The 26,912-nt window shown below is 40.0% G+C and carries 21 protein-coding genes and 2 tRNA genes; 14 read left to right on the plus strand and 9 right to left on the minus strand.

Going from position 1 to position 26,912, the window contains the following annotated elements:
• Positions 1-36: 36 nt before the first annotated feature.
• From EXH44_RS09955 to EXH44_RS09970, 4 genes are all read right to left on the minus strand, one after another.
• Complete coding sequence (locus EXH44_RS09955; protein WP_162857348.1) at positions 37-2,130, minus strand: transglycosylase SLT domain-containing protein; 2,094 nt, start codon at positions 2,128-2,130, stop codon at positions 37-39.
• Between the two features lie 98 nt (positions 2,131-2,228).
• On the minus strand, positions 2,229-2,768 hold the full coding sequence (gene hpt / locus EXH44_RS09960) for a hypoxanthine phosphoribosyltransferase (protein ID WP_162857349.1): 540 nt from the start codon (positions 2,766-2,768) through the stop codon (positions 2,229-2,231).
• A gap of 17 nt (positions 2,769-2,785) precedes the next feature.
• A tRNA-Arg gene (locus EXH44_RS09965) sits at positions 2,786-2,862 on the minus strand.
• Positions 2,863-2,902: 40 nt separating this feature from the next.
• Positions 2,903-2,979, minus strand: a tRNA-Pro gene (locus EXH44_RS09970).
• A 170-nt stretch (positions 2,980-3,149) separates the two neighbouring features.
• On the opposite strand from EXH44_RS09970, the gene folD reads away from it, so the two are divergent.
• A complete protein-coding gene (gene folD, locus EXH44_RS09975) occupies positions 3,150-4,004 on the plus strand; it encodes a bifunctional methylenetetrahydrofolate dehydrogenase/methenyltetrahydrofolate cyclohydrolase FolD (RefSeq protein WP_162857350.1) in 855 nt (284 codons plus the stop codon).
• Between the two features lie 47 nt (positions 4,005-4,051).
• Here folD and gltS read toward each other — a convergent pair whose 3' ends face one another.
• Positions 4,052-5,272 carry a sodium/glutamate symporter gene (gltS, locus tag EXH44_RS09980; RefSeq protein ID WP_162857351.1) on the minus strand — a complete coding sequence of 407 codons (1,221 nt, stop codon included), beginning with the start codon at positions 5,270-5,272 and terminating at the stop codon, positions 4,052-4,054.
• 205 nt (positions 5,273-5,477) lie between these two features.
• Between gltS and EXH44_RS09985 the strand changes: the two genes are divergently transcribed.
• The gene (locus tag EXH44_RS09985; protein ID WP_162857352.1) at positions 5,478-7,136 is read left to right on the plus strand and encodes a putative transporter; all 1,659 of its coding nucleotides are present in this window, start codon (positions 5,478-5,480) and stop codon (positions 7,134-7,136) included.
• Positions 7,137-7,192: 56 nt separating this feature from the next.
• Here EXH44_RS09985 and EXH44_RS09990 read toward each other — a convergent pair whose 3' ends face one another.
• From EXH44_RS09990 to EXH44_RS10000, 3 genes are all read right to left on the minus strand, one after another.
• Positions 7,193-8,173 (minus strand): AEC family transporter, encoded by a 981-nt coding sequence (locus EXH44_RS09990; protein ID WP_162857353.1) that lies wholly within the window; start codon positions 8,171-8,173, stop codon positions 7,193-7,195.
• A gap of 80 nt (positions 8,174-8,253) precedes the next feature.
• A complete protein-coding gene (gene argE / locus EXH44_RS09995) occupies positions 8,254-9,396 on the minus strand; it encodes an acetylornithine deacetylase (RefSeq protein WP_162857354.1) in 1,143 nt (380 codons plus the stop codon).
• On the minus strand, positions 9,393-10,160 hold the full coding sequence (locus EXH44_RS10000) for a hypothetical protein (RefSeq protein WP_162857355.1): 768 nt from the start codon (positions 10,158-10,160) through the stop codon (positions 9,393-9,395). The genes argE and EXH44_RS10000 overlap by 4 nt, the downstream gene beginning before the upstream one ends.
• A gap of 261 nt (positions 10,161-10,421) precedes the next feature.
• Here EXH44_RS10000 and metK point away from each other — a divergent pair, with 261 nt between their 5' ends.
• The 4 genes from metK (at position 10,422) to EXH44_RS10020 (ending at position 15,431) form a co-directional block, all read left to right on the plus strand.
• Positions 10,422-11,570 carry a methionine adenosyltransferase gene (gene metK, locus EXH44_RS10005; RefSeq protein WP_162857356.1) on the plus strand — a complete coding sequence of 383 codons (1,149 nt, stop codon included), beginning with the start codon at positions 10,422-10,424 and terminating at the stop codon, positions 11,568-11,570.
• Between the two features lie 49 nt (positions 11,571-11,619).
• A complete protein-coding gene (locus EXH44_RS10010) occupies positions 11,620-12,372 on the plus strand; it encodes a TatD family hydrolase (protein WP_162857357.1) in 753 nt (250 codons plus the stop codon).
• 120 nt (positions 12,373-12,492) lie between these two features.
• Positions 12,493-15,066, plus strand: coding sequence for an ATP-dependent chaperone ClpB (gene clpB, locus EXH44_RS10015; RefSeq protein WP_162857358.1), 2,574 nt, complete (start codon positions 12,493-12,495; stop codon positions 15,064-15,066).
• A 179-nt stretch (positions 15,067-15,245) separates the two neighbouring features.
• Positions 15,246-15,431, plus strand: coding sequence for a hypothetical protein (locus EXH44_RS10020; RefSeq protein ID WP_244238724.1), 186 nt, complete (start codon positions 15,246-15,248; stop codon positions 15,429-15,431).
• 62 nt (positions 15,432-15,493) lie between these two features.
• Here the strand turns inward: EXH44_RS10020 and EXH44_RS10025 are convergent, their stop codons facing one another.
• Positions 15,494-16,702: an ATP-binding protein gene (locus EXH44_RS10025; RefSeq protein WP_162857359.1), complete on the minus strand. Its 1,209-nt coding sequence runs from the start codon at positions 16,700-16,702 to the stop codon at positions 15,494-15,496.
• Positions 16,703-17,032: 330 nt separating this feature from the next.
• Between EXH44_RS10025 and EXH44_RS10030 the strand changes: the two genes are divergently transcribed.
• From EXH44_RS10030 to EXH44_RS10065, 8 genes are all read left to right on the plus strand, one after another.
• On the plus strand, positions 17,033-17,608 hold the full coding sequence (locus tag EXH44_RS10030; RefSeq protein ID WP_162857360.1) for a restriction endonuclease subunit S: 576 nt from the start codon (positions 17,033-17,035) through the stop codon (positions 17,606-17,608).
• 10 nt (positions 17,609-17,618) lie between these two features.
• Positions 17,619-18,446: a DNA damage-inducible protein D gene (gene dinD, locus EXH44_RS10035; RefSeq protein ID WP_162857361.1), complete on the plus strand. Its 828-nt coding sequence runs from the start codon at positions 17,619-17,621 to the stop codon at positions 18,444-18,446.
• Between the two features lie 3 nt (positions 18,447-18,449).
• Complete coding sequence (locus EXH44_RS10040) at positions 18,450-19,961, plus strand: type I restriction-modification system subunit M (RefSeq protein ID WP_162857362.1); 1,512 nt, start codon at positions 18,450-18,452, stop codon at positions 19,959-19,961.
• A 324-nt stretch (positions 19,962-20,285) separates the two neighbouring features.
• Positions 20,286-21,416, plus strand: coding sequence for a restriction endonuclease subunit S (locus EXH44_RS10045; protein ID WP_162857363.1), 1,131 nt, complete (start codon positions 20,286-20,288; stop codon positions 21,414-21,416).
• Positions 21,409-22,194, plus strand: a complete 786-nt coding sequence (locus EXH44_RS10050; RefSeq protein WP_208717141.1) for a PD-(D/E)XK nuclease domain-containing protein — start codon at positions 21,409-21,411, stop codon at positions 22,192-22,194. The genes EXH44_RS10045 and EXH44_RS10050 overlap by 8 nt, the downstream gene beginning before the upstream one ends.
• A gap of 14 nt (positions 22,195-22,208) precedes the next feature.
• Entirely contained in the window at positions 22,209-22,760 is a 552-nt protein-coding gene (locus tag EXH44_RS10055; protein ID WP_162857364.1) for a DUF6037 family protein, read from the plus strand.
• A 12-nt stretch (positions 22,761-22,772) separates the two neighbouring features.
• Entirely contained in the window at positions 22,773-26,039 is a 3,267-nt protein-coding gene (locus EXH44_RS10060) for a type I restriction endonuclease subunit R (RefSeq protein WP_162857365.1), read from the plus strand.
• A complete protein-coding gene (locus tag EXH44_RS10065; protein WP_162857366.1) occupies positions 26,032-26,745 on the plus strand; it encodes a M48 family metallopeptidase in 714 nt (237 codons plus the stop codon). The genes EXH44_RS10060 and EXH44_RS10065 overlap by 8 nt, the downstream gene beginning before the upstream one ends.
• Positions 26,746-26,912: the final 167 nt, after the last annotated feature.

The raw sequence follows: 26,912 nt of genomic DNA on the forward strand, positions 1-26,912 counted from the left end.
TGATATGAAAACGGACGCTTATGCGTCCGTTTTGTTTTAGTATTTCCGTTCCATTTCTTCTTTCGTAAACATCATCAGATTTTTATTCCCTTGTAACAGCTGATAATAATAGTCGTAAGCCAATACATTTTGCACATATCCACGGGTTTCTAAAAAGGGGATGGAAGCAATAAATTCATCCATAGCAAGCGTGCCATTTGCTCTTTCTAACCAACGAACGACACGATGTGGGCCTGCATTATAGGCTGATGCAATCAAGATTCGATTGTTCGGATATTTGGCATTAAGTTCAGCCAAATGGGCTGTGCCTAACATAATATTTTTAAAGGGATCGGTTAGATCTCTTTCTCCCGCATAGACTAATTGGCTCTCTTTAGCCGTTTGGCTTGCAGTTGTTGGGAGCATTTGCATTAAGCCAACCGCATTAGCATGAGAGCGAGCTTGGAAATTCCATGCACTTTCTTGACGAGCAATCGCCATGGCAAAGGTTTTTGTAATCGATTTATCTTTTAGGTTAAGATCAAACCAATCGGAATAAGCATTCGGTAAGCGAAGTGGTAAATAATCCCACGCCTTCGCTTGAATCGTGCCTTCGACACTTAAGTCATACCAATCCAGTTTTAATGCAAAGGCACTTAATGCAATTTTTTCGTCAAAACTGACCGCTTGTAATAAGTCAATCCAAGCAAGTCTTGCTTGACTAAAGCGTTTTAATTCACGTAATTCTGTAATGCGATCAATCTGCGGCTTAAAAGAGGCAAGTTGGCTTTCTGTAAGTGAGAGTGCTTCAGGTAAAGTCGGTTGATAGTCTTTGCCGAGAGCTTGTGCTGCAAGCATTGGATAGAATCCACGCTCTTTGGCGAGTTCTGTAAGTAAGTTTTGCTGAAGCGCAGGGTAGGACTTCGCAAGCCAATATCGCCATTCAACTTTCGCTTTGCCTTCGTCACTGAGAATCTCAAGCCACTCCTTAAGATCGCTTTTTTGCCAAATTGCCATACGTAAACGGCGTTCAGTAAGGTTGTCGGCTTTTAGGGTTTTGAGTTGATCATCTCTCCATAATTGGAAAATTAGGTCATTATTATCAAATAATCGACTAATAAAACTGATTTTCCATGTGTTTAATTCTTCAGGTGTGAGTTGCCATTTCTCAGCCCAAGTTTGATAGCGAGAAAAATCAGGTTTTTCCATCTGTTCAGGTAAGGTACGGATAAACTTAGTAAAACTGGAAACAACGAGTTGTTTATTTTGGCTGACAAGCGGTTGGTTGTCGGCAAAATTTTGCAAATAGCTTGGATTATCTAGCAGTTTTTGCACTTCGTTTAACCATATCGCTAATTCAGCATCTTGGTTATTGGTAATAAGATCATTCAGTGCTGTCTTATTTTCAGATGAAAATAAGTTGATTGCTTTTTGTGTCACCTTTTCAGCCGTTTTTAACCCTTTATCACGCCAATAGGCTTCTAATCCAGTGCAAGTAGAAGGTAAATTGCCTTGAGTAAGCCAAAGTGGTTCAAATTGAGCGACGAGTTGATCCATTTCGATAGATGTTGTTGCGGAGCTATTACCTGCTTGCTCTGCTTCTGGATTCGGTTGAAGTTGCTCTGCGAGTAGCTGATATTGAGCCCCAAGTACTCTACATTGATTCTCTACACCATCCGCCGTGACTTTTTTGCTGTACTCTACTAATTCCGCCCATTTTTGCTGTTGATAAAGCCTTTCAATAGGGCGTTGGCTTAACTTATTTCGTTTAGCGGTATTTGGATATTGATTTGTAAATTGACTAATTTCATCAACCGTTGCTTGATTGGCTTTCATTTTAGTTTTCAGCAATGCCCAAGCCATTTCTTCTTGCAATGGATAGCCATTGAGTGTTGTTTGGAGCTGGTTGATAATGGTTAATAGCGGTGCTGAAAGTGTGCCTGATCGTTCTGCAGTTTGCAGTAACGATTCAAATTGAAGGAAATTTTCACGTTGTGCTTGACGGATTTTTTCATCTTGTTGTATTTGGTGAAGCCACTCTTGTTTAAGTTGTTGTACTTCGGCTTCATTATACATTTTAGATGTCGGTGTCTGATTTGCCCAAAGAGAAGGGCTAGCGATAAAGAGAGCTAAAACGGTTTTTTTCCACATAAATGATTTATCCTGTTGTATTCTTTCTTTGATTTAGAATACAAAAACCGCTTGAAGTTTCAAACAACAAGCGGTCTTTTTCATGAATATTTTACAAATTATTCTTCAATCACAACTTTTGCAATGTAATCTAAATTACGGTAGCGTTGTGCGTAGTCAATGCCATAACCAACAACAAACTCATCTGGAATCGCAAACCCAACCCATTCCACAGGTACATCAATTTCACGGCGAGATGGTTTATCGAGTAATGTACAAATTGCTAATGATGTAGGCTCACGTAGATTAAGAATATCGCGAACTTTGCTTAACGTGAAACCAGTATCAATAATATCTTCAACGATAAGTACGTCTTTTCCTTGAATTTCACTGTCTAAGTCTTTAAGAATTTTGACATCACGGCTTGATTCTGTGCTTAATCCATAGCTAGATGCCGTTAAGAAATCAATTTCTACGGGAAGGTCGAGATGACGAACTAAATCAGCCATAAACATGAATGAACCACGTAACAATCCTACAACGACAAGGCTTTGACTATTTTTATGGTGATAGTGATGATTGATCTCTTTAGCAAGTTCAATAATACGTTGTTGAACTTCTTCAGATGAAATGAGCGTTTCAATGTGATGCTTTTTCATAAATCAGCCTAAATAAATGGCACGCCCTAAAGGATTCGAACCTTTGACCCACGCCTTAGAAGGGCGTTGCTCTATCCAGCTGAGCTAAGGGCGCAAATACAATTAATTAAAAGGGAAGTTAATATGGAAAGGAGTGGTCGGCGAGATAGGATTTGAACCTACGACCCACTGGTCCCAAACCAGTTGCGCTACCAAGCTGCGCTACTCGCCGCCGTAAATGTGGTTCGCATTATAGATTATTTCTTTTTTAGGTCAATAAGTTTTTGATTAATATAAATTAAATGACTGTTCTTTGAACATTACTGTAATTGGGGCTTACCTAAAAGTTTTTTTTTTGAGAAAATAGCAAACGATTTCTAATTTTCATCCTTAGGAGAATCTATGGTCGCACAAGTCATTTCGGGTAATTCGCTTGCTACAAAAATTAAAGGGGAAATTGCAGCTCAAATATCATTAAATCTCGCACAAGGTAAGCGTGCACCTGGGTTAGCGGTGATTTTAGTCGGAGCAGATCCTGCATCTCAAGTATATGTTGGAAGTAAGCGTAAAAGTTGTGCAGAGGTGGGGATAGAGTCTAAATCCTATGACTTGCCAGAAAATACTTCAGAACAAGCGCTTTTAGATTTAATTGAAAAATTAAACCAAGATGAAACCGTAGATGGTATTTTAGTGCAGTTACCATTACCAAAACAGATTGATTCTACCAAAGTGATCGAAGCGATCCGTCCAGACAAAGATGTTGATGGTTTCCATCCTTATAATGTTGGGCGTTTGTGCCAACGTATTCCAACTTTAAGAGCTTGTACTCCTTATGGTGTGATGAAATTATTAGAAACTACTGGTGTGAGTCTTTATGGAAAACATGCCGTTATTGTTGGTGCATCGAATATTGTCGGCAGACCAATGGCATTGGAATTATTATTAGGCGGTTGTACGGTAACGGTAACACATCGTTTTACACAAGATTTAGAAAGCCATATAAGACAAGCAGATATTTTAGTCGTAGCGGTCGGTAAGCCAAAATTTATCCCTGGTGATTGGGTTAAAGAAGGGGCGATTGTTATTGATGTGGGAATTAATCGCCTCGACGGTAAATTAGTTGGTGATGTGGATTATGATGTTGCATCTCAAAAAGCGAGTTTTATTACGCCTGTCCCTGGTGGCGTTGGGCCTATGACTGTCGCAATGTTGATGCAAAATACCCTACAAGCCTATCATGTGCATTTGAGTCAGTAAAAGAGAGTAAAAAAGCTAAGTCTTTCGACTTAGCTTTTTTGTTATCCTTATTTTGCTAAGAAATTCATAAAGGCTGTAATCGTCCCTAAGTTGATAATATCGACAAAGAATGCTCCAACAAGCGGTACGATTAGGAACGCTTTATGCGAAGGACCGAAGGTTTCTGTCACAGATTGCATATTCGCGACCGCAGTTGGTGTTGCACCTAAGCCAAAACCACAATGGCCTGCAGCAAGGATTGCCGCATCATAGTTACTGCCCATGACTCTAAAGGTCACAAAATAGGCATAAACGATCATAACAACCGTTTGTACTAATAGGATGATTAACATCGATCCTGCAAGCCCTGCTAATTCCCATAATTTGATACTCATTAATGCAATCGCAAGGAATAAACTTAATGAGGCATTACCAAATACGTCAATAGCGCGATCAAACATATCAAATTTAAAGACAAGGGTGAGTATATTACGTAAGAGTACACCAAATCCTAATGCCCAAACGAATTGTGGTAATCCTGAATCAGGAAATACTTTTACCATAACAGAAGAAAAAGCCAAACAAGCTGCAAAAAGTGCCATGGTTTCAATGGTTGATGTAGCGGTAATTAAGCGAACATTATCGGCATCTTCAAAGGTATCGCCAGCATATTTATGTTCTACGGTTTCAACTTTGGCATTCTGTTTTGTCGGAGAAATTTTCATATTATTCACTAAACGACGAGCAACAGGACCGCCAATTAAACCACCAGCGACTAAGCCAAATGTGGCAGAAGCCATTGCCATTTCCATCGCACCAACCACACCATGTTTTTCTGCAAACACAGTTGCCCAAGTTGCACCTGTACCATGTCCTCCAGTAAGCGTAATAGAACCAGTAATCAGCCCAACAAGAGGATCTAAACCTAGCAAGCTTGCTAAGGCAACACCCACGCCATTTTGAATAATAATAAATACACTTACTACAATTAAGAAAATGATTAACGGAATACCGCCTTGTTTTAATCGAGAAAAATCAGCAGAGAGTCCGATTGATGAGAAAAAGGCTAGCATAAAAGCCGTTTGAAGCGAGGATTCAAATTTGAATGTAATTCCAGCAAATTTATAAAGGCAGAAAATAATTGAGGCAGCAAATAAGCCCCCTGCTACAGCTTCTGGGATATTAAAATCTTGTAAGAATTTGATTTTATTAACAAAAACTCGACCAACTAATAATACGAGTGTTGCTGCAATAAGAGTGTGATAACCGTTTAATACGATCGGTTCCATTTCATTACTCCTTTTGTTATAAAAATGAAAGGCGGGAATACTAGTACAAATTATTATATGTGTCAAAAAGGTGGGAAATAAGGTTAATTTTTATCAAGAGCGGAATAAAACACCAAAAACAGTCCTATTTTTTGAGTTAGATCTCATTTTTTCGTTGATAGCTTTGGTAGAATTTGCCCAGTTCTATTTTTATTGTGAGGCTTATATGAGCGAAATTGCGTTAACAGTTAGCCTATTATCCCTAGTTGCAGTGATTGGCTTATGGATAGGGCATATAAAGGTACGAGGCGTGAGTCTCGGGATTGGCGGTGTGTTATTTGGGGGAATTTTTGTTTCTCATTTTATGACACAGTATGGTATCAAATTAGATGCCCATACACTCCATTTTATTCAAGAGTTTGGTTTGATTCTCTTCGTTTATACGATTGGTATTCAAGTCGGTCCTGGTTTTTTTGCATCGTTGAGACAATCAGGCTTAAAACTTAATGCTTTCGCATTGATGATTGTGGGATTAAGCGGGGTTCTTGTGATTTTATTACATAAACTCTTCAATATTCCTTTACCTGTCATTCTAGGGATTTTCTCTGGCGCGGTCACTAATACGCCGTCTTTGGGGGCTGGTCAACAAATTTTAGCTGAATTAGGCGGTGATGCATCTACATCTGTGATGGGCATGGCTTATGCGATTGCGTATCCATTTGGTATTGTGGGTATTTTACTGGCAATGTGGTTAGTTCGTATTGCATTTAAAATTAATGTGGATAAAGAAGCGGACGAATTCGATTCTGCATCAAATAGTAAAAAAGAAGGATTAAGTACTTTAAATGTACGAGTGACAAATCCCAATATTAATGGTTTGATGTTAAAAGAATTACCTGATTTTGAGTTACATGATGTGGTTTATTCTCGTTTAAAACGCGGAGAGGAGCTTTTTGTTCCTAAAGTCGAAACTCGGATTCAAGTAGGGGATATTTTACATATTGTTGGTGAGAAGGGAACATTGCGTAAAATGCAACTTATTCTAGGCGAAGAGGTGAATGTTTCTGTATCAACGAAAGGAACAATGTATAAAAATGAACGAGCCGTTGTGACGAATGAGAAGGTGTTTGGTAAGCAAATTCGTCAGTTGATGTTAAAGGGGAAATACGATGTGGTGATTTCTCGTTTAAACCGTGCTGGTGTTGAATTAGTTCCAAATGGACAAATGACTTTACAGTTTGGTGATGTATTGAATCTTGTTGGTCGTCAAGAAGACATTGATGCGGTAATGTCGATTATCGGCAATGCTCAACAGAAATTACAACAAGTACAAATGTTACCTATCTTTATTGGGATTGGGCTTGGTGTATTATTAGGCTCTATTCCAATTTATATTCCAGGGTTCCCTGTGGCATTAAAATTAGGCTTAGCGGGTGGACCTTTAGTTGTCGCATTAATCTTGGCGCGAATTGGTAGTTTTGGAAAGCTCTATTGGTTTATGCCACCAAGTGCAAACTTGGCACTACGTGAAATTGGGATTGTCCTTTTCCTCGCGGTTGTTGGATGGAAAGCGGGGGGTAATTTCGTCAATACGCTATTGAGCAATGAAGGTTTATCTTGGATCTTCTATGGTGCGTTAATTACCTTTATTCCACTCATTATTACTGCGGTAGTTGCACGTATTTATGGCAAACTTAACTATTTAAGCTTATGTGGTTTACTCGCGGGTTCAATGACAGACCCGCCAGCACTTGCTTTTGCGAATGCGATTAAAGAAAACAATGGTGCAGCAGCATTGTCCTATGCAACGGTTTATCCTTTGGTGATGTTCTGTCGGATTATCTTGCCACAAATTTTAGCGATTTTATTGTGGGTTGCGGGCTAGTTAAAAAAGCACAATTAAAGGGAACAAGCGGTGAGTTTGTTCCCTTTTTTTACACATTACATCCAACCTAATTGTTTTAAAATAACGATGCCTAAACTCGTTGTGAACATTGAACCTAAATTGGTGAGTGCGATAAGGTTGGCTGAGGCAGTCGCATCACCACCAAAATGTCTCACCATCGCATAACTTGCGGCAGCAACAGGGGTTGATGAAATAAGAAATAAAATACCGATGGACATTGCGGGTAAATCGAAGACAAACTTACCTAATATTACCATAAGTAATGGCGCGATAAGTAATCTTCCGATGCTCGCTATAATGACGATTCGGCTAATTTTTAATGCTTTTTTATCGCTTTGTTTAAGTAATTTAAGTTGTTTGAAATTTAGGCTTGCCCCCGCACAAATCAGCGCTAGGGGGAGAGCGATATTCGCAAGATAATCGCCTGTTCGTATCACAGTCTTGGGAATAGCTACCTCTAATTTACTCAAAATAATTCCAAGTACAATCGCGATAATCAGCGGATTTTTCAGAATAGATTTTATGATCTTGATTACACTTAATTTCCCATCACTGAGTGAATTGGTTAAGGTAATGACGGCAAGCACATTAAATAATAGCGTAATACAGGCTGTATAAACCGAAGCGGGTGCAACGGCAGGCGAACCGTATGCATTGATGCAAAGTGCAAGCCCTAAAATACCGCTGTTAGCACGAAAGAGTCCTTGCACAAAGATTCCACGATATGCTCGATCATCAATAAAGCGTAGAGCAAGCAGTTCGCCTCCAAAATAGATAATCAGTGTGCCAATCACCCCCGCACCAACAAGCCATATTTGACTGGAGTAATCGGTCGGTTCTTTGACTACATTGACAAAAAGTAGAGCAGGGAGAGCGATATTAAATACCAGTTTAGAAGCCACTTCGCAGAAATGATCGTCGATCATTTTTTTACGGCGTAATGCAATACCCAATAATAACATGAGAATTGTCGGGAGCGTTACGCTGGCACTAAAAAGTAAAGCTTCAATAAACATGGTCATCCTTATGATAACGACAAGCGGTCAGATGATGCCATTTTTTTGCAAAAAATTGTTGTGATCTGACCGCTTGTAAACTAACAAAAATGATAGATAAGTTTAGTAAGGAGTTCTCTTGTTGGTTCAATAAACTTCGCATCTAAATACTCATCAGGCTGGTGGGCTTGTTCAATAGAACCAGGGCCTAATACGAGCGTTGGGCAAAGCTGTTGAATGAAAGGCGCTTCGGTACAATAATTTACCGCATCACATTTTTCGTCGAGCAATTTTTCTACAACTTGTACAACTTGGGCAGAGTGTTCACATTCATAACCCGGTATGCCAGCGTGTAGCGCTTGGATTTGAATGCGATCTCCCCATTGTTCAATTAAAGGCGCAAGATGTTGGCGTAGTAGATCTTCTAAATCTTGTACCGCTAAGTTCGGTAACGGTCGCATATCAAGTTGAAGTTCACAACAAGCACAAATGCGGTTAATGGCATCACCGCCGTGGATATTACCGAAATTCATGGTCGGATAAGGCACTTTAAATAACGCATTGTGGTATTTGTGTTTCAATTCATCGCGCATTTTCATCAAATTACCTGTCACTTGATGCATGATTTCAATGGCGTTAATTCCTTTATCTGGATCGCTTGAATGGCCTGATTGCCCAATAATGCGAACAGCTTCTCCCATATGTCCTTTGTGGGCTCGAATAGGTTTAAGGGAGGTTGGTTCACCAATAATCGCACAATCAGGGCGAATATGGGCGTGTTGAGCAAAAGTTCTTGCACCAAGCATCGTCGTTTCTTCATCCGCTGTTGCGAGAATACGCAGAGGTTTATTGAGCTTTTTGAGATCAATTTGACTGATAGCATCCACCACAAAGGCAAAGAAGCCCTTCATATCCGCCGTGCCTAGACCGTAGAATTTGCCCTCTTTCTCCGTTAAATGAAAGGGATTAAAACTCCAACGTCCTTCATCATAAGGGACGGTATCGGTATGCCCTGCAAGCAGTAAACCACCTTCGCCTTCCCCATAGGTTGCGAGTAGGTTGTATTTTTGACGGCTACCTTCAACGGCAATGATCTCTGTTTTAAAGCCAAAATCACTTAGCCAATGAGCAAGTAACTCAATTAATGCTTTATTAGAAATATCATATTTTTCTTCAAGGCTACTAATAGTTGGAATTTGAATTAATTGACGATAACGTTCAATAAACGGCAAGGTATTTTTCATCTATTTTCCTTATTTAAAATGGCAAAACCAATCGCAACTTCCCAGATAAATAAGCTGTAAAGGCTAACTCGTTCCAATAATGCTAAGTAAGGAAGTTCTATCCATAAACTGATGGTAATCGCACAGGCACCAATCACTCCTGCAATTAAGCTATAACGTTTTAATTTTTGCAAGTGAGGTTGAATCATTCCCAAACCGGATGCAATCATGGCTAAGTTTCCGCATAAATAGGTTAAAGAGGCTCCCATATTTTGTAGTCCTCCAAGGGTATATTTGCCTCCCTGTGAACTAAAAATAAGGATAGCGCCACAGCTGAAGAGCAATGAAAACAAGATACCTAACAATCTAAAACGGCGTGCAGTGATTTGTGTTACCCCAATGAGATAAATAAAGATAAACAGACATCCTTGCACTAAAAATGCCATTTTCATCGAAAAGTAGAGTCGTGAAAGATGAACTTCTTTTCCATCAATAATCGTGCCTGCGGGCTGCAATAACTCAAGGGGAGTATGGCGAACATAGGCAGGGAGAGAAACATCACTAAACAAAATTGTAATGAATTCAGCAAAGAAATAATAAAGTGCTATAAAAACAGACATCACCGCAGTTAATTTAATGATTCCGCTGACAGAATGACGCACACAAGGGTACATCAAAAAGGGATAAAAGCGGACACCAAAAGAGCCACTGGTAAAATAATCTTCAATGGTTTGATAATGGTGAGATAACCATTGCCAAATCGTGCTTAATTTAGAAAATTTCATGGGATAAAAACGTAGAAAGTTATTTCGTTAAAATACGAAGTTAAAGATAACAGATATCTACGTAATGTATCATAAATTGACATAATGGCTAGAATTTAGGAAAAATAGTTTGTTATTTTTTATTAAAAAACGTATTATAGACGTCTAGATGGAAAAACTTCCAAAGTGAATTTCTTACAAGCGGTTAGTTTTTACTATTTTTTTGCAAGATCTTACCGCTTGTATTACATATCATATTTAATAAAATCAATAGGATAACAAATGGCTATTAACTTATTTACCTCGGAATCTGTATCAGAAGGTCACCCAGATAAAATCGCAGACCAAATTTCAGATGCAGTATTAGACGAAATTCTCAAACAAGACCCAAAAGCACGCGTGGCGTGTGAAACCTACGTAAAAACAGGTATGGCACTTGTAGGCGGTGAGATCACCACTTCTGCTTGGGTGGATATTGAAAACTTAACTCGCCAAGTGATTTGCGACATCGGCTATACCCATTCAGATATGGGCTTTGATGCTCATTCTTGTGCGGTATTAAATGCTATCGGTAAACAATCGCCAGATATCAATCAAGGTGTGGACCGTGCTAACCCGTTAGAGCAAGGTGCAGGCGACCAAGGGATTATGTTCGGTTATGCAACGAACGAAACCGAAGTGTTAATGCCGGCTCCAATCACTTACGCTCATCGCTTAATGGAACAACAATCGAAAGTGCGTAAATCAGGCAAATTAGATTGGTTACGCCCAGATGCGAAAAGCCAATTAACCTTTATTTACGAAGATAACAAAATTAAAGGTATTGATGCTGTGGTGCTTTCTACTCAACATGCTGAACATGTTGATCAAAAAACCGTGTTTGAAGGTGTGATGGAAGAGATCATCAAGCCAGTATTGCCAAGCGAATGGTTAAGTCAAAATACCAAATACTTTATCAACCCAACAGGTCGTTTCGTCATCGGCGGTCCAATGGGCGACTGTGGTTTAACAGGCCGTAAAATTATCGTTGATACCTACGGCGGTGCAGCGCGTCACGGTGGTGGTGCCTTCTCTGGTAAAGATCCGTCAAAAGTTGACCGCTCAGCTGCTTACGCTGCACGTTATGTAGCAAAAAATATCGTAGCTGCTGGTTTAGCAGATCGTTGTGAGATTCAACTTTCTTATGCGATCGGTATTGCAGAGCCGACATCAATCATGGTGGAAACCTTTGGTACGGGTAAAGTGAGCAATGAAGTGTTAGTCCGTTTAGTGCGTGAACACTTTGATTTACGCCCATACGGCTTAATCAAAATGCTAGATTTAATCCGTCCGATTTATCGTGAAACCGCCGCTTACGGACACTTTGGTCGAGAGCATTTCCCTTGGGAAAAAACGGATAAAGCGGAAGCATTAAGAGCGGATGCGAAATAAGTCATATCATCAATGGGCGAACAATTAGGTTCGCCCTTTTCTTACGCCTATGTTCGACACTCACATACATTTGGATCAATATTCAGAATCGCAGATCCGTCATATCATAAAAAACCCAAAACTGGCAGGTGTGCTTGCGGTCGCGACAGATTTATCCAGTAGCCAACGTTTATTAGCGCTTAAACGGCAATTTCCACGCATTCATATCGCAGCAGGTTTTCACCCTGAACAACCTTTGCCCTCATCTTTAGAACAACAACAGCTTTTTGAGTGGATTGCAAAAAATCATCAAGATCTGACCGCTTGCGGTGAAGTTGGCTTGCCTCATTATCTAAAACGTGAGCAGCCGGATTTGGATTATCAGCCTTATATTGAACTTTTAGAACGATTTATCGTGCTCTGCAAGCGGTACGATTTGCCGATAAATTTGCATATCGTTTATGATGATACGGAAATTGCCCTTGATCTGTTAGCAAAACATCAAATTCAAAAAGCCCATTTTCACTGGTTTAAGGCGAGTGATAAATGGCTAAACGAATTGTTAAAAACATCTTATTTTGTCAGTGTAAACCCTGATGTGTTAACCAATCCGAAAGTGCAGAGAGTCGTGGAGAGTTTTCCGTTGGAGCGAATCATGGTTGAAACGGACGGGCCTTGGCAACATCAACATTTTTTACCCATTCATATCACAGAGCAACTTTCTGCCACAATCCAAAAAATAGCCTCACTCAAACAGATGCCGTATGATTTTGTTTCAAGACAAATCTATCTAAATTCGATTTCTTTTTATTCAATTAAGTAAAATTTTGTGATCTCTTTCACATTTTCTCTTGAAATCCCCTTGACAATCCCAATTTATAGTTTCGTCAAACGAGAGTAATCTCGAAGTCAGAACATTTAATAACAGAATTTAGAGGAAACTATGAATATTGATAAATTTACCAGCAAGTTTCAGTCAGCGATTGCGGATGCACAATCCTTAGCCGTTGGCAAAGATAATCCCTATATTGAGCCAGCCCATTTAATGCTTGCCTTGTTAAAGCAAAATGATGGCTCAATCACACCGCTTGTTACCAGTTTAAATGTGCAACCTAACCGTTTAATCAGTGAACTTGATGGCATTATTAGCCGTTTGCCACAGGTGCAAGGGGGCAATACTCAACCATCGCAACAGCTGATCCGTCTGTTAAATCAATGCGATAAATTGTCGCAACAGTTTGGTGATAGCTTTATTTCATCAGAGCTGTTTGTACTTGCGGCACTTGAAGATAACGGTGATTTAGGCAAGTTATTGAAAAACTTAGGTTTAACCAAAGAGAAGGTGACAGCCGCTATTCAACAAATTCGTGGAGGGGAGAGCGTGAATAATCAAAATGCAGAAGAAACGAGACAAGCGTTACAAAAATATACCATTGATTTAACTGAACGGGCTAAAGCAGGCAAACTTGACCCTGTGATCGGGCGTGATGAAGAGATCCGCCGCACGGTGCAAGTGTTGCAACGCCGTACTAAAAATAACCCTGTGCTTATTGGTGAACCTGGTGTAGGGAAAACGGCGATTGTCGAAGGTTTAGCACAACGTATTGTCAATGGCGAAGTGCCTGAGGGTTTGAAGAATAAACGGGTTTTATCGCTTGATATGGGAGCGTTAATTGCAGGGGCAAAATACCGTGGTGAGTTTGAAGAACGTTTGAAAGCGGTATTAAATGAACTTGCCAAAGAAGAAGGGCAAGTGATCCTGTTTATTGATGAAATTCATACGATGGTCGGTGCAGGTAAAACCGATGGAGCGATGGACGCAGGTAACTTGTTGAAACCGTCCCTTGCCCGTGGTGAGTTGCACTGTGTTGGAGCGACAACTTTAGATGAATATCGTCAGTATATTGAAAAAGATGCGGCTCTGGAGCGTCGTTTCCAGAAAGTGTTGGTCGATGAGCCGACGGTGGAAGATACGATTGCGATTTTGCGTGGTTTGAAAGAACGTTATGAAATTCACCATCACGTTCAAATTACCGACCCTGCGATTGTAGCGGCAGCAACCCTTTCGCATCGCTATATTTCAGATCGTCAGTTACCCGATAAAGCGATTGATTTAATTGATGAAGCGGCTTCCAGCTTGCGTATGGAAATTGACTCTAAACCGGAGCCGTTAGATAAACTTGAACGCCGTATCATTCAGTTGAAATTAGAGCGTCAAGCGTTACAGAAAGAAGAAGATGAAGCCAGCCGTCAGCGTCTTGCAAAATTAGACGAGGATCTGACCGCTCGTGAACGTGAATATGCGGAGCTGGAAGAAGTATGGAAAGCAGAAAAGTCCGCTCTATTAGGCACGCAACACATTAAAACTGAGTTGGAAAATGCTCGAATTGAAATGGATAAGGCTCGCCGTGAGAATAACTTTGAGAAAATGTCAGAGTTGCAATACGGCAAAATTCCGGCTCTCGAAAAACAGTTGCAAGAAGCGGTAAAGCGTGAAGAAGAAGGCAGTGAAAATCACCTGCTTCGCACCAAAGTGACCGATGAAGAAATTGCCGAAGTGCTTTCTAAAGCCACAGGTATCCCTGTATCCAAAATGATGGAGGGGGAAAAAGAGAAACTATTGCGAATGGAAGAAGTGCTACACAAACGGGTAATCGGTCAAAGTGAAGCCGTTGATGCGGTGGCAAATGCGATCCGCCGTAGTCGTGCAGGCTTGTCTGATCCAAATCGCCCTATCGGTTCATTCCTATTCTTAGGACCGACAGGCGTAGGGAAAACAGAGCTTTGTAAAACATTAGCCAACTTCCTATTTGACGACCAAGATGCAATGGTGCGGATCGACATGTCCGAATTTATGGAAAAACACAGTGTATCTCGCTTAGTCGGTGCACCACCGGGATATGTCGGCTATGAAGAAGGCGGATATTTAACCGAAGCGGTTCGCCGTCGTCCATATTCCGTCGTATTGCTCGATGAAGTGGAAAAAGCTCACCCAGATGTGTTCAACATTTTATTGCAGGTGCTTGATGATGGTCGCTTAACTGACGGGCAAGGTCGCACGGTGGATTTCCGTAATACTGTCGTCATTATGACATCAAACTTAGGTTCGCACTTAATTCAAGAGAATGCGGAAAATATGAGTTACGATGAAATGAAAACTATCGTGATGAATGTGGTTGGACAACATTTCCGCCCTGAATTTATCAACCGTATTGATGAAACTGTGGTGTTCCACCCATTAGATAAAGAAAATATTCGTGCGATTGCCAGAATTCAGCTTGAACGTTTAATTAAACGTATGGCGGAACGTGGCTATGAAGTGACGGTGACCGATGAGGCAGTTGATCATATCGGCGAAGCAGGCTTTGACCCACTCTTTGGAGCAAGACCGCTTAAACGTGCAATTCAGCAAGAGCTTGAAAACACCTTGGCACAGCAAATTCTCTCCGGCAAATTGTTGCCGAATAGTCCTGTGACAGTGGATTATCAAGAGGGAAGAGTTGTAGCAACCCAATAGTGCTATTTATATGATATCCCCTCCTCGTGAGGGGATTTTTTTGCAAAAAATTGAGCAAAACTGACCGCTTGCGATTCGTCATGATTGAAATAGGCGAAGTCGATTTATATCAACAGATAAGGCTGCAAATAGGTACTTTGATTGTTCACTGACTAACGAACGAAAAAGATCAGGAAACTGTGAAAAAAGCTGTCGGATCTATCGATCATCGTTCAGCCTCTTTTTTACCTGTGTTGGGGCAAGGTGAAGGTTTATTGTTAGGCGTGGATTTTCCTTTCCCAATGAAAGTAAAAATTAAAATGCCTGAATTTAAACCTGAATCAAGAAGTGCTTCTTTTTCTAAAGTTTGGAAAAAGAACGAATAACAGCTTTCTATTCAGTAATAAAATGTCATCTGAAATTAAGTTTCAGATGGCATTTCTTACAGCTATGTCAATAAAAATTCGCCAATATGCTGATGCACAATGCCATCAATATTATCCTGCCAAAAATCGTCCATGGTTATCACATATTTTGGGTAGTTATCTGCAATGGCTTGCAAAGGCGAAAATTCACGCTGAACGGTTTGTTCGCTTTCCAATTTATATGCCACTTGGATATAAATTTTTTCGTTTTGTTTTTGGGCGATAAAGTCAATTTCTTGCGTACCCAATTTGCCAATATACACTTGATAGCCACGGCGTTTGAGTTCTAAATAAACCAAATTTTCCAAAATGCCCGAAATCAAACTGGTGCGAAAACCCATTGTGGCGTAAAGCAAGGACACATCGCCCAAATAAAATTTTTCTTGGGTTTTCAAAATCTCTTTGCCTTTAATATCAAATCGTTCAACACGGTGCAAAATAAAGGCACTTTCTAATGCTTTCAAATAATTATAAACGGTATTTAAATCCACTTTTCGTTGTTGGCTTTTGAAATAATCCGCTACATTTTTGCCTGAAAACGTGTTGCCGATATTATCAAAAGCATATTTCACAATGCGTTCCAATAGCTCCACATCGCGAATTTTGTGGCGTTGCACCGTGTCTCGCAAAATCACAGACGCATAAATATCTTGCACGATTTTATAAACGGTTTCGGTTTCATAATTGGCGGTATGTACCATTGGGAAACCGCCTTTGCGTAGATACTCATTGAAAAGTGCGGTAGGATTTTGTATGGTTTGCTGTGTGTAGCCTGCCTTAAAATCCAAAAATTCTTGATACGACAGCGTAAAAATTGGAATTTCCACATAACGCCCAGCGAGATAAGTCGCCAGTTCGGACGACAACAAATGTGAGTTTGAACCTGTGATATATAGGTCAAGGTTGAAATCCACCATAAAGGCATTCACCGCCTTTTCCCAATCCGCCACTTCCTGAATTTCATCAAGCAAAAGATAGTATTTGTCTGTGGTCTGAATTTTTTCTTTCACTAAAGCATAGAGCTTATCGGCGGTTTTAAAATCAGCAAAAGCAAAACTTTCAAAGTTGATATGAATAATGTGCTGTTCCGCAATGCCTTGTGCCAATAATTCCGCTTGCAACAGTTTGATAACCGTTGATTTTCCTGAACGGCGAATGCCTGTAATCACTTTGATTAAAGGCATATTGATAAAGAGTTTCAGTTGTTTGAGATAGTTTGGGCGCTTAATCATCTTTAATAACTTTTTGCTTATATTCATAATTTCAAGATGATTTTATCATTTATTTATGGTTATAACCATAAAAACTTAAAACATATAAATATTTTTATGGGAATAACCTAAACACAAAGTGATGAAGTTTGAGAAAGACTTTCAAAATCTCACCGTTCTTTACTTTTACTATCTAACTTTTTCTATGGTTCTAAATTTCGACTTTCCTTGTGTTACCGAATAAACTTAAGTTGTAATTATGTTGGTGCAAAATACATAGCTTGATTTACTCTCTTTTTCCGTTTACAATTCAAACATTGATTTTGTTGTAATGACAATGGGGCATAATAAATGCAATTCTTAGGAGATGTTGCAAATATCCAAACAGGTTTTTTGTTTCGAGCAAAAGTGCCTGAAGATCCGAACGGCAATGTGGTTGTAGTGCAAATGAAAGATTGTTCATTTTTTGATGGCATAGCTTGGAATAACTGTGTTCGTACAAAGCTGGATAAAGTGAAAGAAAGTGATTGGCTTAAAAAGGGAGATATTTTGCTTGCCACAAGGGGCAACAATTATCAGCCGATTTTTGTTGAGTTTTCCCAGCAAGATTTACCCTCGGTTGCGTCCCCTCATTTTTTTGTTATTCGTCCTAAAAATGCGGAAATCTTACCTGAATATCTGCAATGGTGGCTGAATTTGAAACAAAGCCAAAAGTATCTTATTCAAAATATTGAAGGCTCGACAACCAAAAGTTTACGTCTTCCTGTCTTGGCAGAATTGTCGATAAAAATACCGTCTTTAGCAAAACAAAACGTTATCGTACAAATGGCAAAAACACTCGATCAGGAGCGAAAAACCTTGCAAAAACTTATTGAAAATAATGAAAAGTTGATGAATGCCCTAGCCCAAGAGTTAATTTCACCGTAGGAGAAGAACAATGAACGAATTAACCCAAACCTTTGAAAGTATTAAACACATTGATGATCAAGGAAATGAATTTTGGTCAGCACGAGAGTTATATTTATTACTAGACTATTCTGAATGGCGAAATTTTACAAAGGTCATTGATAAAGCAATGAAAGCATGTGAAAGCAGTCATATCAAGGTCTCTTCCCATTTTGTTGAAGCCAACAAAATGGTTCAATTAGGTGTCGGTACTCAACGCCAAGTCAGAGATTTTCTGCTCTCTCGCTATGCATGCTATCTTATCGTACAAAACGGCGATCCGTCTAAACCTGTTATTGCAGCTGGTCAAACCTATTTTGCCGTGCAAACACGCCGTCAAGAATTGGCTGATGAAGAACAATTTAAACAACTTCAAGAAGATCAAAAACGTTTATATTTGCGTAACGAATTGAAAGAACATAATAAACAACTAGTTGAAACAGCACAAAAAGCAGGCGTTGAAAGCAACTTGGACTTTGCTATTTTCCAAAATTACGGCTACAAAGGGCTTTATGGTGGATTGGATAATAAAGCTATTCATGCTCGCAAAGGGTTACAGAAAAATGAAAAAATTTTAGATCATATGGGTTCAACGGAGCTTGCCGCTAACCTATTCCGAGCCACGCAAACGGAAGAAAAACTACGTAGAGATAATATTCAGACGAAACAGGAAGCCAACCAAACCCATTTTGATGTAGGTAAAAAAGTTCGTCAAACTATTCAAGAACTTGGTGGTACAATGCCCGAAGATTTACCGACACCAGACAAAAGCATTAAAAACCTTGAAAATCATCAGAAAAAACTCACTAATAAGGAATAACCGATGTCCATTAACCAAGACGATATTAACAAAGCCCTGTGGTCTGCTTGCGATACCTTCCGTGGCACGATAAGCCCGGATACCTATAAAGATTTCATCTTAACGATGCTGTTTTTGAAATACATTTCAGACGTATGGCAAGACCATTATCAACAATATCAAGCGGAATACGGTGATGTGCCTGAATTGATTGAAGAAATGATGAAACAGGAGCGATTTGTATTGCCACCGCACGCTAATTTTTACCGCTTGTATGAGCAGCGGTTTGAAGCAGGTAATGGTGAACGTATCGATCAGGCGTTGCATGCCATTGAAGAAGCCAACGGCACCAAACTCAAAGATGCGGGCAAAAGTGTTTTCCAAGACATTTCCTTTAACACCGATAAATTGGGCGAAGAAAAGCAGAAAAACACTATTTTGCGTGAGTTGTTGGAAGATTTCGCCAAACCTGAATTGGATTTGAAACCAAGCAAAGTCGGCACGTTGGATATTATCGGCAATGCTTACGAATATTTGATTAAAAACTTTGCTGCAAGCGGTGGGCAAAAGGCAGGGGAATTTTATACACCACCTGAAGTATCGGATTTAATTGCCGAACTGCTCGACCCACAAATGGGCGACAGCATTTGTGATCCTGCTTGTGGTTCCGGTTCGCTGTTGATGAAGTGCGGTCAAAAAGTGGTGAAAAATCACCAAAGCAAAAATTATGCCTTATACGGACAAGAAGCGATTGGCTCAACGTGGTCGTTGGCAAAAATGAATATGTTTTTGCACAGTGAAGATAATCATCGCATTGAATGGGGCGATACCATTCGCAATCCGAAATTATTGGACAGCAACGGCGAATTGATTACCTTTGATATCGTTACCGCTAATCCACCGTTTTCATTGGATAAATGGGGTTATGACGAGGTTAGCCAAGATCGTTTTCAACGTTTTGAGCGTGGTTTGCCGCCGAAAACAAAAGGTGATTATGCGTTTATCTCACATATGATTAAAACGCTCAAAGAGAAAACGGGCAGAATGGGCGTGGTTGTACCGCACGGTGTGCTGTTCCGTGGGGCTGCCGAGGGTAAAATTCGTCAAAAATTGATTGATGAAAACCTACTAGATGCTGTGATCGGTTTGCCAGAAAAACTGTTCTATGGCACGGGTATTCCAGCGGCAATTCTGATTTTCCGTAAAAACAAAACGGACGACACTGTGCTGTTTATTGACGCCGGTAACGAGTTTAAGCCGGGTAAAAATCAAAATACGCTTACTGCGGAAAACATCGAAAAAATCGTCCGCACTTACCGCTCACGACAAGCGGTGGAAAAATACGCCTTTGTTGCCACTCTCGCCGATATTCAACAAAACGATTACAACCTGAATATCCCACGTTATGTGGATACCTTTGAAGAAGAACAGCTGATCGACTTGCACCAAGTCCGCATCGAAAGAATGCAGTTAAAACAGCAGTTGGCGGAGTTGGAAACTAAAATGGAAGGATATTTGAGGGAGTTGGGGTATTGATGGAATAAACATCAATGCATAAAAATTGAACAAGCTCCTGACATCGGGAACTTGTTTAAAGTCTTACAAGCGGTTGGGTTTTAAAAATTTTTGTAAGGTTAAAATATTTTTAATAACCCTAAAAAGCGAAAAGCCTTGATGAAACCCACCAAGACTATAACGCCGACCAAGCACCCTCGATCCACTTAGGGGTATTTTAAATGAAATGCGAGCCTTGTGTAAACAAAATTTACAGGGAATTAGGAAATAGTATATAGATGCTATTTCAAATTGATATATACAGCGGTTAAATTTTAAGAAAATTTTGCAAATTGGGAAAAGTGAATGAAGAAGTTGAAAGATGGGTGGAAAAATATTCATTTAAAGGATATTTTGAGTGATGATATTCGTAATGGTTATTCTCCACTACCTGCTGAGAATGAAACGGGCTATTGGGTGCTGGGGCTTGGTGCATTAACAGATAATGGATTGAATAAAGATGAGATTAAACCAGTTCATTTTGAAAAAAGAGTTGAAAAATCACTTCTAGAATTTGGGGATTTTTTGGTTAGTCGTTCAAATACACCGGATAAAGTCGGACGTTCAATTTTATTTAAAAATGAAATAATTAATTGTTCATATCCTGATTTAATGATGAGATTTAGAATAAATGAAACACTGGCTTATCCCTATTTTATTGAGCAATATTTAAAAACAAAATCCATTCGAGCATATTTTTCAAATAGTGCGTCAGGCAGCAGTAAGAGTATGGTAAAAATAAACAAATCCATTTTGGAGAAAACACCATTATTACTTCCACCACTAGAAGAACAAATCCAAATCGCCGAAACCCTTTCAACGTGGGATAACGCTATTCAAACCACAGAGAAACTGCTTGAAAATAGCCGACAGCAGAAAAAGGCGTTAATGCAGAGGTTGTTGAAAGGAAATGATTGGCTACAAGCAGATTTAGCAGAATTAGCCGTAATCTCTAAAGGTTCTCAGCTCAATAAGAATACACTTTTGGATAATGGACAATATGCTGTTATTAACGGTGGAATTGAACCTTCAGGCTACACAGATAAGTTTAATACAGAAAGCCACACTATTACTATCAGTGAAGGTGGAAATTCTTGTGGCTATATTGGCTTTCAAAAAGAAAAATTTTGGTGTGGTGGACATTGTTACGCTTTAAGTAATTTAAAAATAAATTGTTTATTTTTATATCAATTATTAAAATATAACGAAGAAAATATTATGCGTTTAAGAGTAGGAAGCGGACTTCCGAATATTCAGAAAAAAGCTCTTGAAAGCTTTTCCCTGTCTTATCCGCAGGATATTAACGAACAACAAAAAATCGCCGAAATTCTTTCAACTGCAGATCAAGAGATCGAAACATTACAACGGAAATTGGAGTGTTTGAAATTGGAGAAAGGGGCGTTGATGCAGAGATTATTAAGGGATGGTTATGAATAAATTAGAAGCAATAAATAAAATAGAAAAATTAATCCAAAGAGCTATTCCATTAAAATCAATCGAAATGTTTAGTGAAGATTTTAATAAGTGGAAAAGAGATTCATCTATTGCAATAGGTTATATTTTTGGAAATGATTCAAAACATCAAAAAGAATTTGAAAAAATAAGTTATACACTGAGGATCTTTCTGACTGATACCCCAGACTATGAATTCCAAAATGCTTATGTTAATGGTCTTAATAAGGCAATCACGATTCTTCAATCAATGAAATCAGAAATTTCTGAATTTTGGTCAGATGATTGTGATGATTCAAAACAAGATCACTCGCTGAACAACATACAATTAATTATTAATCGTTTTCATCAAGTCGCGAGACAATTAAGATCTAGGTATTCAGATAGAAACACACTTGAAATAGAAGATGAATACGATGTCCAAGATTTGTTTCATTCATTATTAAAATTATATTTTGATGATGTGAGAGCTGAAGAATGGACTCCGAGCTATGCAGGTGGAGCTTCTCGAACTGATTTTCTATTGAAAAATGAAAATATTGTCATAGAAATTAAGAAAACAAGACGGAGTTTAAAAGCAAAAGAGTTAGGAGAGCAGTTAATTGTAGATGCTGTGCGTTATCAATCACATCCTGATTGCGATACCTTAATCTGCTTTGTTTATGATCCTGAAGGAATTATAGGAAATCCCAAAGGTATTGAAAATGATTTAACAAGAGAATTTGATGGAGTTCCTGTTTATACTTACATTAGACCTGAATAGAAAAGGAGATATTTATGATTTATATGGCTAATTTAGAAATTTTATATAACGATATGAGCAATCATAATATTGATGTTCAGATATATAATATTGTTAGTGGAGCTATTGGTTTCAACGTGTGTTTTTCTATCAATGAAAATCCCTTTATTTTGGCATTAACATCAAGAACAGAAACTCCAGAGTTTTTTAAATTCTCTGTTAATCAATATTTTGAAATTCAAGATTCACTTGATAACCCTACTTATAGACGGTTAGCTGCATTACTTAATCAAGGTGGTTTTCAGACTTTTTATCCAAATACATTTTTTAATAATATCAATGAACAAACGCCTATACAATCAGCAAATAGACCAAATAATCAAGATATTCTTGCTATCCGACAAGATATTACCGAGCAACGAGATAGACCTTATTTTAACACCTGGAGACATCACCAAAATAGTGGACACCATGTAACGGATGAAAATAAAGCAAAAACCCTAGCACTATTAGGGCGTGAAGCTTATGAATATTCATGTCGTAATAATGCATCATCTGTATGGAGTGTAGAGCCAATTAATCGATAGGAAATAACTATTATGTTCCAAACTACATTTTCACCCACCCTCGAAAAACACACTTCCAAACTCCCAGCCATTCTGTTGTTACACAACCTTGGCTGGCAGTATCTTTCTCCTAAGCAAGCCTTAGCTTATCGTGGGGGAATGGTGATGAATGTGGTGTTGGACGTGGTGTTGCGGGAGGTATTGAGCCAACGTACGATTTCGTATCTTGGGCAAGAGCGTGCGTTGTCGGCGAAGGCGGTGGATAATTTAGTGACGGAGCTGACCAGCCCTAAGTTAAATGAAAGTCTGGTGGGGGCGAATGAGCATTTTTATAATCATCTGTTATACGGCATTACCGTTACCGAATTTATTGACGGTAAGAAAATCAGTTGCACCGTGCCGATTATTGACTGGGAAAACCCTGAAAACAATCGGTTTCATTTTACCGAAGAATTTAGCGTAGCGAACGCTAACGGTTCATCAGTGCGTACGCCCGATTTAGTCTGTTTTGTTAATGGCTTGCCGCTGGTGGTGATTGAAGCCAAACGCCCAGACGGCAAACCGAAAAGTACCATTGAAGAAGGCATTTCTCAACATTTACGCAATCAACGCCCTACCGAAATTCCCCACCTTTTTGCCTATGCCCAACTGTTGTTAGCCGTTAATGGTTATGACGGGCGTTATGCCACTTGTGCGACCCCTGCTAAATTTTGGGCGGCGTGGCGTGAGGAAGAACAATCCGAGTTGGAAATGAGCCAACTCAAAAACCTTGCAATTTCAACCGAAAATCTGACCGCTCTTTTGCCAAAATCCGAAGATCAGGCGTGGTATCAACAACTTACCGCTCAGGGAAAACTGGCGGTAACAGGGCAAGATAGCTTGCTGATTAGCCTGTTACGAAAAGATCGTTTGTTTGAGATGATCCGTTATTTCAGTCTGTTTGATCGCAAATCGCACAGCCGTATTGTCGCCCGTTATCCGCAAGTGTTTGGGGTGAAACGCTTAATTGAACGGGTAATGTCACAAAGCGAAAAAGGGGCGAGAAACGGCGGTGTGATTTGGCACACCACAGGTTCGGGCAAGTCGTTTACGATGGTCTTTTTCTCGAAAGCCTTATTGCTCCACCCTGCCCTAAAACAGTGCCGAATTATCGTGGTGACGGATCGGGTGGATTTAGAACATCAGTTGAGCAGTACTTTTTATAACAGTGGCGAACTGGCGACCAAGCGAGATCGTAAAAATGCAATGGCAACCACCGGCAAGCGATTAGCCGAGCAAATCGGTTCCGGTAATGAACGCATTATTTTTTCGTTAATGCAGAAATTTAACACGGCAATTAACCAAGCGGAATGTTTTAACCCGAGTGCGAATATTATAGTGCTGATTGATGAAGGACATCGCACGCAAGGCGGCGAAAATCATATGGCAATGCGGCGAGCCTTGCCTAATGCGGCTTTTGTTGCTTTTACCGGTACGCCGTTGTTAAAAGATGATGAAACCACACAAAAATTCGGCAACATCATTCACGCTTATACGATGCAACGAGCGGTGGAAGATAAGGCGGTAACGCCATTGCTTTATGAAGAGCGGATCCCTGAATTGTCGGTGAATGAACAGGCGATTGATAACTGGTTTGAGCGAATTACCAAGTCGTTAAACGAAGGGCAAAAAGCGGATCTAAAACGCAAATTTTCGCGTAAAGGGCAGATTTATCAAGCTGACGATCGTATTCATTTGATTGCGTTGGATATTGCGGAACATTTGGCGAATAAAATTCCGCAAGGCTTAAAAGGTCAGCTGGCGTGTGAAAGCAAAAAAGAGGCAATTCGTTATCAGCGGTATTTGAATGAGATCGGCTTGTTTGAAAGTGCAGTGGTGATTAGTCCGCCTGATAGCCGTGAAGGGAATACGCAGCTTGACGAACAGGCAAGTGATGAAGTGGTGCGTTGGTGGGCTGCCAACGTGCAAGGCGATGAAGAAAGTTATACTCAGCAAGTGTTAAGCCGTTTTGCCGATCCTGATAGTCCATTGCGTTTGTTAATTGTGGTGGATAAATTGCTCACGGGCTTTGACGAGCCAAGCAATGCGGTGTTGTACATTGATAAGCCGTTAAAACAGCATAACCTTATTCAAGCAATTGCAAGGGTAAATCGCTTGCATAAACAAAAAGAGTACGGATTGTTGGTGGATTATCGGGGCATTTTAAAAGAGCTGGACACAACCATTGCCAAATACCAAGATTTAGCTAACCGAACACAAGGCGGTTATGCCATTGAGGATTTGGCTGGGCTTTATCGTTCAATGCAAAGCGAATATCTGCGTTTGCCGAGTTTGTATCAAGCACTTTGGGCGATGTTTGCCGAGGTTGAAAATAAAATGGATCTTGAGCAACTTCGCCGCAAACTTATTCCAAATATGCAACTCGACCCGACAAGCGGTCTGTTTTTCGATAAAAACAGCAAAATACGAGATGATTTTTACCGTGCCTTAACCGCCTTTAACCGCTGTTTACAAGTGGCGTTGCAATCGGAAACTTTTTATCAGGACAAAAACTTTACCGATGCCGACCGCACTTTATATAAAAACACCTCCGCCTTTTTTGCCCAACTTCGCCGTTTAGCACAGCAGGACGCCGGCGAGCAAGTGGATTATCGCGAATATGCCCATCAAGTTGAGCAGTTAATTGATAAGCACGTGGTTGCCTTAGGCGTAAAAGAAGCAGACGGCATTTATGCGGTCAATAAAATGGGCAAAACGGAATATCAAACGTGGAACGACACCAAAACACGCAACGAAGCCGATAAAATTCGCTCTCGTATTGCTCGTAGCCTTGAGATTGATTTTGACAACGATCCTTATGCCAAAGCCCGTTTTTCCGAATTATTGCAGCAAGCCATTGAAGAAGCCGAAGCCTTGTTCGAGCACCCGATAAAACAGTATTTGCTGTTTAAAGAATTTGAAGAACAAATGGCGGAACGTAAATTGCCCGATATTCCCGACCGCTTTGGCGGCAACTATACGGCACAAGCCTATTTCGGCGTATTTAAAACGGTCTTGCCTGAAACCCTGTCGCAAGGCGAAGGCTTTTGGGTGGATTTGGCATTTGAGATCGATCAGGTGGTTTTACGCTGTTTGAGCGAACACTCTATCAACCTAGAACAAGTGGAAAAAGACATTCGCAAGCAGTTGCTGCCTATGATGTTTAAAATTTGCCAAGCCAACGGCAGCGGTATGTTGCAAGCCAAAGAGATTGTCGAACGGATAGTACAAATTGTACGGGTTGGGCGTGCAAATGGATAAGTTTGATAGCGTTATCATTCCTTATGGCGACCAACATTTTACCGTTCGCTTGGTCAAGAATGCCAAATATAAACGGCTACGCCTAACCGTGCAGCCCACGGGCGACATTATTGCTTATGTGCCGCCACAAGCGGTCAGAAATAAGCTGATTTTTGCCATTAGCAAACAAAGTCAATGGATTGCCGACCAGTTGCAATTTTTTCAACAAAACCCACCGCTTGTTGAACGGCAATATATCAGCGGCGAAAGTCATCGTTATTTAGGGCGACAATATCTGTTAAAAGTGTACGAAACACCAGATAAACCCAATCAAGTTCGTTTATGGCGTGGGCAATTGGAGGTATCTGTGCGAGAAAAAACGACACGACAAGTTCAACAATGTTTGGATAAATGGTATCGACAAAAAGCCAAACAGATTTTTGCCGAACGTTTAAATTGGCTGCTACCGCAAACCTTTTGGGTTACGACAATCCCTCACATTCGCTTACGCACAATGGAAACCCGTTGGGGAAGTTGCTCCGTTCAAGGCTCACTATGCCTTAACCCCCACCTAATCAAAGCCCCGAAAGAGTGCATTGATTATGTGATTTTGCACGAACTCTGCCACTTCGCCGAACACAACCACAGCGAACGTTTTTATCGATTAATGGGGCAAGTGATGCCGCAGTGGAAGGAAGTGAAGACGAGGCTGGATAGGGTGGTTTAGGGGGGGATAAACAAGCGGTGGGATTTTGAGAGAAATTTGCAAATTGGAAAAATTTCGCAAAATCTGACCGCACTTTATAAAAAAATAAAAGTAAATGCTGTTTGAATGTAAGTCCAAACAGCATTTTCCTTATCCCATCAATCAATTCCTGCGTGCTTTTCACATAG

The organism is Actinobacillus indolicus (assembly GCF_004519515.1).
GTDB classification, from domain to species: Bacteria; Pseudomonadota; Gammaproteobacteria; order Enterobacterales; family Pasteurellaceae; genus Glaesserella; species Glaesserella indolica_A.